This window comes from Bifidobacterium moraviense (assembly GCF_012932365.1).
GTDB lineage: Bacteria > Actinomycetota > Actinomycetes > Actinomycetales > Bifidobacteriaceae > Bifidobacterium > Bifidobacterium moraviense.
Window position 1 is genome coordinate 155105 of the sequence record NZ_JAAIIH010000004.1, and the last position, 9202, is coordinate 164306.

Consider the following 9202-nt stretch of genomic DNA (forward strand, 5'->3'; position numbering starts at 1 on the left):
TTCCTGTCAACCAACAAGGAGTGTGAAATGGCAGAGACCTTCAACGTCGTGGTGGAGATTCCGCGCGGTTCCAAGAACAAGTACGAAGTGGACCAGGAGACCGGCCGCGTGTTCCTGGACCGCGAGCTGTTCACCGCCATGGGCTACCCGGACGACTACGGCTACATCGAGGGCACCCTCGGCGAGGACGGCGATCCGCTGGACGCCCTGGTGATGGTCAACAACTCCGTGTTCCCGGGCTGCGTCGTCGAGTGCCGCGCCGTGGGCCTGTACCACATGGAGGACGAGGAGGGCGGCGACGACAAGGTGCTGTGCGTGCCCGCCGACGTCCGCTACGACGGCATCCAGGACGTCAAGGACGTCAACGAGTACCACCTGAAGGAGATCAAGCACTTCTTCGAGCAGTACAAGGCTCTGGAGCCCAACAAGGAGGTGCTGCCCGGCGACTACTGGACCGGCGTCGAGCAGGCCGAGAAGGAGATCGTCGAGGCGCGCCAGCGTCTGGCCGACTCCGAGGCCAAGTGAGCCTCGTCGTCTGACGACACGTGACGAGAAGCCCCTTTCCCACGCGGGAGAGGGGCTTCTCCCGTATCCGCATCCTCCGCCCGGCATCCACAGCGCCGCGCGACGTTGCGCGACGCAGGATGCAACGTCGCGCAACGCACATCCCGTACCGCGCGGGCGATGCTACAATCGTGCACCGTAATTGCGTACGACTGGCGAACAGCATTCGTATGGGGATTCAAAGCCGGCGATCCGGACCGGCAGTTTGAATGTCGTCGCTCGGCTAGGCGTAGGCGGTCGGAAAGACTGGTCGAGGCCCATCCCGCATGCCGCAACGGGTACGGGATGAACCATTTTTTCACTGCACATGATCATCGAAATTCTGCTCATTGCCGTTTCCGTCTCCATGGACGCCTTCGCCGTCGCCATCGGCAAGGGACTGACCGTATCCGGGAAGGTGCGTCACTCCGACGCGGTCAAGGTGGGGCTGTGGTTCGGCGGATTCCAGGCGCTGCTGCCCCTGCTCGGCTTCTTCGCCGCGTCCACGTTCAGCCAGTACGTCACGGCCGTGGACCACTGGATCATCTTCGCGCTGCTGCTGCTCATCGGCGGCAACATGATCTACGAGGCGATCTTCAAGGACGACGAGGAGGACGCGGAGGAGACGCCCGACTTCGACTGGAAGCACATGCTGCCGCTGGCCTTCGCCACCAGCGTGGACGCCTTCGCCGTGGGCGTGAGCTTCGCGTTCCTGCCAATCAACGTGCCGCTGGCGATCACGCTCATCGGCGTGACGACGGCGCTGTTCTCCATCGCCGGCGTGTACATCGGACACTTCTTCGGCGCGCGCTGGCAGAAGCCCGCGCAGATCGCCGGCGGCATCGTGCTGGTGCTGCTCGGCGTCAAGGTGCTGCTGGAGCACATCGGCCTGATCGCCTGGTAGCCGTCACCAGTTGAGCGGGAACATGAGTCCCAGCGCGCCCAGATAGACCGGCATGCCGGAGAGCATGACCGGCATCAGCGCGAGCCCGATCCACGACCTCGGCGCCACCAGCTCGGCGTCGCCGCGCCACAGCACGCCGATCGCGCCGATGCACAGCACCAGCACCAGCACCGCGAGCGCCACAAGCGCGTACTGCCAGCCGAGACCCCGCAGTTCGGCGCGGCCCGCCTCCAGCAGAAGCATCGGCAGGAAGCACCATCCGCCCGCGGCCGCCGAGCACACGCCGCTGATGATGCAGCGCGACAGCGTGACGATGAGGTGGGAGCGGTCGCGGCGCAGCATCTGCCGACCGAACCCCACGATCACCAGCACGGTCATCAGGATGCCGAACAGGCAGCCCCACAGCACCGAGGCGCTGCGGTAGGTGACGTAGCGGTCGCCCACCACGAGCACGTGCCATCCGGCCGCCACCGAGACCACGCCGATCAGTGCGGAGAACAGGCGCGAGAACCATCCGAGCCCGGGGATGCCGCGGAACGGCCACATCGCGTGGAACGCCAGCACCAGCGCCAGCGCGCACGCCACCGGGATCAGCACGCCCGGGGAGAAGGTCTCGTCGGGCGTCAGCCCCAGCGCCACGGGCAGCGCCGCGCACGCCAGCAGCAGCACGTACGCCGCGGCCTGCACCCCCGTCAGGTCCCTCACGGTCGGCTGCACGCCGGCCGCCGTCATCTTGTCCGCAGTAGTCTCGTCCACACCGCCCTACTCTATCCGCTCCGCACCGGTCGGCGCACGACACGTGTCCATAACCTTCGTTACAACTAACCGAAAAGCACTTCGCCGCTGTACGATGGCAATCGTTATCATGCGGTGATCAACAAAGGGGCGCGATGTGACGGATCTGACTTTGATGACGGTCGCCAGCGATCCGGCGTCGGTGCTCCCCTCGCTGGCGCTGCTCTCCCACCGCGTGCGCGTGCTGCCCATGGACGCCGCCTCCCTGGTGAAGATGCCGGAGAACACCATCCTCTTCCTCGACGCCCGCGACGACCTCGCCTCCGCCAAGACGCTGTGCCGCCTGATCCACGCCTCCGGACTGTCCACGCCGATCGTGCTGGTGCTCACCGAGGGCGGCTTCACCGTGGTGACCGCCGAATGGGGCGTGGCCGACGTGATCGTCTCCACGGCCTCCCCCGCCGAGGTGGAGGCGCGTCTGCGTCTGGTCTCCGAGCGCGGCACCGCCTACACCACGGCGTTCGCGGGATCGGTCCCCTCCGGCGCCGGCTCCAAGGTGGAGAACGAGGACGGCCAGCTGCGCTCCGGCGACCTGGTGGTGGACACCAACGGCTACACCGCCTCCCTGCACGGACGCCCGATCGATCTGGCGTACAAGGAGTTCGAGCTGCTCAAGTACCTCGTGCAGCATCCCGGCCGCGTGTTCACGCGTGCGCAGCTGCTGCAGGAGGTGTGGGGCTACGACTACTACGGCGGCACCCGCACGGTGGACGTGCACATCCGTCGTCTGCGCGCCAAGCTGGGCGGCGAATACGAGCATCTCATCGGCACCGTGCGCAACGTGGGCTATCGCTTCGATCCCCCGGAGGACGAGCAGCAGGCCGACGAGGCGCGCCAGGCCGCGGCACGCGCCGCCGCGAAGGCGCACGACGATGCGGACGGCACCGCCGCGGCGGACGCCGCAGCCGATGCGTCCTCCGCCGCGCACGGTCAGACGGTCCAGACCAAGAGCGCCTGAGCCGCCGCCCGCCGAACCACCGGACCGCACCGAACGCAGCCATCATGCCCAGGGAAAGCAAACGCGCCCGTCTGGAGCGCATGCACGCCGAATACGCGCTGCTGTGCGAGGAGATCCCCGCGCCGCGGTGCGCGCTGGACTTCTCCACGCCGCTGCAGCTGCTCGTCGCCACCGTGCTCAGCGCGCAGACCACGGACAGGCGCGTCAACACCGTCACGCCCGAGCTGTTCGCCACGTATCCCGACGCCCGGTCGCTGGCCGCCGCGAACCCGGAGGACGTGGAGGCGATCATCCGCCCGCTGGGCTTCTACCATGCCAAGACCAGGCATCTGCTGGGACTGGCCGCCGCGCTCGACGAACGGTTCGGCGGCGAGGTCCCGCGCACGATGGCGGAGCTGACCGGACTGCCCGGCGTGGGGCGCAAGACCGCCAACGTGGTGCTGGGCAACGCGTTCGGCATCCCCGGCTTCCCCGTGGACACGCACGTGATCCGCGTGACCGGCCGTCTGCGCTGGCGCAGCGACTGGAACGACGCGCGCACCCCGGACCCGGTGCGGATCGAGCGCGAGATCTGCGCCTGCTTCCCGCCCGAGGAGTGGACCGACCTCTCGCACCGGCTGATCCTGCACGGGCGCGCGATCTGCCACGCCCGGCGCCCCGACTGCGCGCACTGCCCGCTGGCCGGGACCTGCCCGTCCGCCGGCTGAGGGCCGCCGCGGGACCGAGATCGCTAGACTGGCCCGTATGAACAGGCATTCGGCGCACCGTGCCGCCTCCCGCACCCGCGACTCGCTGAGGTCGCTGCTCGTCTTCGTCGTCACGCTGGCCGTGCTGGCCGGCGCGGTGTGGGGAGGCTGGACGATCATGCGCCGCGGCGGTCTCGCGGCGCTGCGCGGCACGCTCACGGGCGAGACGAACGGCTCGGGCGACGCCGGCGGCAACCCCGTCACCGTGGCCGTGCACGGCGCCGCGCCGCAGTCGCTGGACATCCGCACCGACGCGTCCTCCGCCGTGGAGCAGGCGCTCATCGGCAACGTGTACGAGACGCTCGTCGGACGCGACCAGAACAACCGCGCCATGCCCGGACTCGCCGCCTCGTGGGACGTCTCCGCCGACGGCCTGACCTACACGTTCCGCCTGCGCTCCGGCATGCGCTTCTCCAACGGCGACGTGCTGGACGCGCAGGACGTGGTGCGCTCGCTGCAGCGCACCGTGAGCGACCGGTACGCCGGCGCGAGCGACCTGACCGGGCTCGCGTCGGTGAGCAACCCGGACGCCGCCACCGTGACGGTGACGCTGCTCTCCCCCGACGCCGCGCTGCCGTGGAGGCTCTCCGGGCGCGCGGGCATCGTCTACGACCTCGACGCGCAGACGGACTACGCCGCCGCGGCGCTCGGCTCCGGCCCGTTCACCGTGTCCGGCTTCTCCCCCGGCTCCTCGCTGACGCTCGAACGCGACGGCGCGTACTGGAACCGTGACGGCCGCGCCGCGAGCCCCTCCGTCACGCTGCGGTACTACGACGACGGCGCCGCGGCCGCCGACGCGGTGACGCGCGGCGAGGCCGACGCCGCGACGGATGTGCCCGCAGCCTCGCTGGACGCGCTGCGCGGCGCCGGCGCCACGCCCGCGCAGGGCGACAGCACGCGCAAGGTGCTGCTCGGCTTCAACGCGCGCGCCGATTCGATCTTCTCCGAGGTGCGCCTGCGCCAGGGCATGCGGTACGTCATCGACCGCCAGCGCATCATCGACGCGAACGGCGCCGCCGCGGCGCTGGGCGGACCCATCCCGAGCCTCGACCCGGGCTACGAGGACCTGACCGGCCTCTACCCGCACGACACCGCGAAGGCGCACGCGCTGCTCGACTACTTCGGCTACCGCTACCGGTTGCGGCTGGTCTACCCGGCGAGTCTGGGCACGCAGGTGGGCGACCTCGTGGCCGGCTCGATGCGCGACTTCGGCTACGACGTGACCGTGTCCGCCGTGGACGACGCCACATGGCGCGAGCAGGTGACCGAACGGCACGAGTTCGATCTGACGATCTTTCCGATGGACGCGAGCCATGACGTGACCGAGCTGGCCTCGCCGGACTTCTTCCTGGGCTACACGGATTCCGTGGCCGAGGGCCTCGCGGCGGCCGTGCGCGCCTCCGCGGACGAGGCGGCCTACGAGACGAACCTCCGGGCGCTGGGGCGGAGGCTCTCGGAGAACGCGATCGCCGACTTCCTGTACGTGGAGCGCCCGTGGAGCGCCTCGCGGGCCGGCGTGACCGGGATGCCGCTCAACCGCACCGACGTGTTCCTGCCGTTGGCTGGGCTCGCCAGGGCGTAGGCCGTTCGGGGGATTCCGCCCTCGGTCATCCTGAGTGTGTTTCTTTCGGTCATCCTGAGCGCACGCGAAGGATCCTTCGACTGCGGCTCCGCCTCCGCTCAGGATGACAGAGGGGAAGCCCAGGATGACAGAGGGGAAGCCCAGGATGACAGAGGGGAAAGCCCAGAATGACCGAGTAAGAAAAGCCCGGGATGACTAGCCCCGGACGGCCTCGGAAAGCACGCTTGGGATGGCGGGAGGCATGCGCTCCCCGATCGTCCAGGGCATGTTTCCTATGGTCGTCCTGAGTGTGTTTCCTGCGGTCGTCCTGAGTGTGTTTCCTGCGGTCGTCCTGAGTGTGTTTCTTTCGGTCATCCTGAGCGCACGCGAAGGATCCTTCGACTGCGGCTTCGCCTCCGCTCAGGATGACCGAGAAAGAAAAGCCCAGGATGACCGAGAAAGAAAAGCCCGGGATGACCGAAAAAGAAAAGCTCAGGATGACAGAGAAGGAAGGCCCAGAGCGGCAGAGGAAGCACGCGGGAAACCCGCCAAACGGCCCGTTCCCCTCGCCCGGCCTTGTCAGCGAGCCTACCTAGACTAGCGGCTATGACTGATCAAGCAGAAGGCACCATCAAGGCCAACCTCACCGCCCTGCCCGACAAGGTGGGCGTGGAGGGCCTCGAAGACAAGTGGCGCGCCACTTGGGACGAGGACGGCACCTACAAGTTCCGCAACACCCGCGACCGCAAGGCCGTCTACTCCATCGATACCCCGCCGCCCACCGTCTCCGGTTCGCTGCACGTGGGCCACGTGTTCAGCTACACCCACACCGACGTGATCGCGCGCTACAAGCGCATGCGCGGCTACGACGTGTTCTACCCGATGGGCTGGGACGACAACGGCCTGCCCACCGAGCGCCGCGTCCAGAACTACTACGGCGTGCGCGTGGACGTCTCCCTGCCGTACGATCCCGACTTCAAGCCGCCGTTCGAAGGCACCGACGGCAAGAAGATCGACGCCAAGGACCAGGTGCCGATCAGCCGCAGGAACTTCATCGAACTGTGCGAGCGCCTGACCGCCCAGGACGAGAAGCTGTTCGAGGCGCTGTGGCGTCGTCTGGGCCTGTCGATCGACTGGTCGCAGACCTACCACACCATCGGCGAGCACCCGCAGCGCGTGGCGCAGAAGGCGTTCCTGCGCAACCTCGCCCGCGGCGAGGCCTACCAGCAGGACGCGCCGGGCCTGTGGGACGTGACGTTCCAGACCGCCGTGGCCCAGGCCGAGCTCGAGTCCCGCGAGTACCCGGGCTTCTACCACAAGGTGGCGTTCCGCTTCGAGGACGGCACCCCGATCTACATCGAGACCACCCGTCCGGAGCTGCTCGCGGCCTGCACGTCGCTGATCGCCAACCCGAACGACGAGCGCTACAAGCCGTACTTCGGCCAGTACGTGTACTCCCCGCTGTTCAAGGTGAAGGTGCCGATCCTCGCGCACCCGGCCGCCGAGATGGACAAGGGCGCCGGCATCGCCATGTGCTGCACGTTCGGCGACGTGACCGACGTGGAGTGGTGGCGCGACCTCAAGCTGCCCACCCGCCCGATCATCCAGCGCAACGGCCGCATCATCATGAGCGTGCCGGACTGGATCGAGGACGAGGGCGGCAAGGCGATCTTCGAGGAGACCGAAGGCAAGACCACGTTCTCCGCCCGCAAGATCATCGTGGACCACCTGCGCGAGTCCGGCGATCTGGACGGCGAGCCCACGCCCACCAAGCGCATGACGAACTTCTACGAGAAGGGCGACAAGCCGCTCGAGATCGTCACCTCCCGCCAGTGGTACCTCAAGAACGGCGGCACCGACGCCAAGCTGAACGCCGAGCTCATCGAGCGCGGCAAGGAGCTGAACTTCCACCCCGACTTCATGCGCGTGCGCTACGAGAACTGGGTGCACGGCCTCAACGGCGACTGGCTGATCTCCCGCCAGCGCTTCTTCGGCGTGCCGTTCCCGCTGTGGTACCCGGTGAAGGAGGACGGCTCCGCCGACTACGATCACCCGATCACGCCGAGCGAAGACATCCTGCCGATCGACCCGACCATCGACGTGCCGGCCGGCTACACCGCCGAGCAGCGCGACGTGCCCGGCGGCTTCACCGCCGAGAAGGACATCATGGACACGTGGGCGACCTCGTCGCTCACCCCGCAGATCGTGACCCACTGGGAGGAGCCGGACGAGGCGTCCAAGGCGCTGTTCAAGGCCACGTTCCCGATGGATCTGCGTCCGCAGGGCCAGGACATCATCCGCACCTGGCTGTTCAGCACCATGGACCGCGCGCACCTGGAGAACAAGTGCCTGCCGTGGAGCAACACCACGCTGTCCGGCTGGATCCTCGACCCCGACCACAAGAAGATGTCGAAGTCCAAGGGCAACGTCGTCGTGCCGAACGAGCCGATCGAGAAGTTCGGCGCCGACGCCGTGCGCTACTGGGCCGCCGCCGCGCGCCTCGGCCTTGACGCCACGTACGACGTGGGCCAGATGAAGATCGGCCGCCGACTGGCCATCAAGCTGCTCAACGCGACCAAGTTCGCGCTGGCCATCGGCCGCGAGGACGAGAACCACCACGTGGGCGCCGCCGCCACCGCCGTGTGGAACCCGGCCGACGTGACCGAGCCGCTGGATCGCGCCGCCATGGCGAAGATGGCGCTGGTGGTCCGCCAGGCCACCGACGCGCTGGAGGCCTACGAGCACTCCAAGGCGCTGGAGACCATCGAAAGCTACTTCTGGCAGTTCTGCGACGACTACATCGAGCTCGTCAAGAACCGCGCCTACGGCACGCCGGACGAGCACGGCAAGGTCCCGAGCGAGAAGGCCGTGAAGTCGGCCCGCACCGCGCTGGGTCTGGGTCTGGACGCGTTCGCGCGCCTGCTGGCCCCGTACCTGCCGTACGCCACCGAGGAGGTGTGGAGCTGGATGCACGCCGGCGAGGGCTCGGTGCACCGCGCCGCATGGCCCACCCCGGAGCCGTACGTGGCCGCCGCGTCCGGCGTCTCCCCCGAGACGCTCGCATGGGCCGGCAAGGCCGTGGAGCAGCTGCGCAAGATCAAGTCCGAGGCGAAGGTCTCCATGAAGACGCCGATCCTCTCGGTGGCACTGTCCGCCGTGCACGAGGGCGCCGAGGCGATCCGCTCCGCGATCGACGACATCGCGCAGGCCGGTCGCGTGGTGGGCAAGTTCGACCTCGTGGAGAAGCACGCCGAGGAGGAGGCCGCCTCCGACGCCGAGACCGCCGTGGAGGACACCGTGGCGATCGAGGCCAGCGAGCTGGGCGAGCCGCCTGTGAAGAAGCCGAAGCAGTGACACAGCCCCTTTGACTTCGGCTTCCCCACAGGCGGCCGTCGCCGCCTTCAAGGCGGCTCCCTGAACCTACGGGGAGTCCACAGGACTCCCCGCCCAACGGTTCAGCCCGTGAAGAAGCCGAAGCAGTGACACAGCCCCTTTGACGAGACCCCCGACCGATGAGGTCGGGGGTCTCGTCGTATCGGACGAGTCCGGGCACCGAACATTGATGGCTCTTCGCATTTTGGTGTGTATGGGTGGTGGTTTAGAGGTGGGTCTGGATGGCTTGTCCGAATCCGCCTGTGTGGAGCAGGCTTCTGGTGATGTAGTTGTCGAGATTGCGGAAGCCGAGGGCGATGCCC

7 protein-coding genes are annotated in these 9202 nt (G+C 68.1%); 6 read left to right on the forward strand and 1 reads right to left on the reverse strand.

What is annotated here, in order from left to right:
* The first annotated feature begins 27 nt into the window (after positions 1-27).
* Together G1C96_RS04700 and G1C96_RS04705 are read left to right on the forward strand one after the other, a co-directional pair.
* The gene (locus G1C96_RS04700; protein ID WP_169275496.1) at positions 28-525 is read left to right on the forward strand and encodes an inorganic diphosphatase; all 498 of its coding nucleotides are present in this window, start codon (positions 28-30) and stop codon (positions 523-525) included.
* A gap of 346 nt (positions 526-871) precedes the next feature.
* On the forward strand, positions 872-1447 hold the full coding sequence (locus G1C96_RS04705; protein ID WP_169275497.1) for a manganese efflux pump MntP: 576 nt from the start codon (positions 872-874) through the stop codon (positions 1445-1447).
* A 3-nt stretch (positions 1448-1450) separates the two neighbouring features.
* Here G1C96_RS04705 and G1C96_RS04710 read toward each other — a convergent pair whose 3' ends face one another.
* Entirely contained in the window at positions 1451-2203 is a 753-nt protein-coding gene (locus G1C96_RS04710; RefSeq protein ID WP_169275498.1) for a hypothetical protein, read from the reverse strand.
* 154 nt (positions 2204-2357) lie between these two features.
* Between G1C96_RS04710 and G1C96_RS04715 the strand changes: the two genes are divergently transcribed.
* The 4 genes from G1C96_RS04715 to valS all read left to right on the forward strand — a co-directional run bounded on the left by G1C96_RS04715 (position 2358) and on the right by valS (position 8861).
* Positions 2358-3200, forward strand: a complete 843-nt coding sequence (locus tag G1C96_RS04715; protein ID WP_169275506.1) for a winged helix-turn-helix transcriptional regulator — start codon at positions 2358-2360, stop codon at positions 3198-3200.
* A 44-nt stretch (positions 3201-3244) separates the two neighbouring features.
* On the forward strand, positions 3245-3907 hold the full coding sequence (gene nth, locus G1C96_RS04720; RefSeq protein WP_169275499.1) for an endonuclease III: 663 nt from the start codon (positions 3245-3247) through the stop codon (positions 3905-3907).
* A 37-nt stretch (positions 3908-3944) separates the two neighbouring features.
* Positions 3945-5528, forward strand: coding sequence for an ABC transporter substrate-binding protein (locus G1C96_RS04725; protein WP_169275500.1), 1584 nt, complete (start codon positions 3945-3947; stop codon positions 5526-5528).
* Between the two features lie 585 nt (positions 5529-6113).
* Complete coding sequence (gene valS, locus G1C96_RS04730; protein ID WP_169275501.1) at positions 6114-8861, forward strand: valine--tRNA ligase; 2748 nt, start codon at positions 6114-6116, stop codon at positions 8859-8861.
* Positions 8862-9202: the final 341 nt, after the last annotated feature.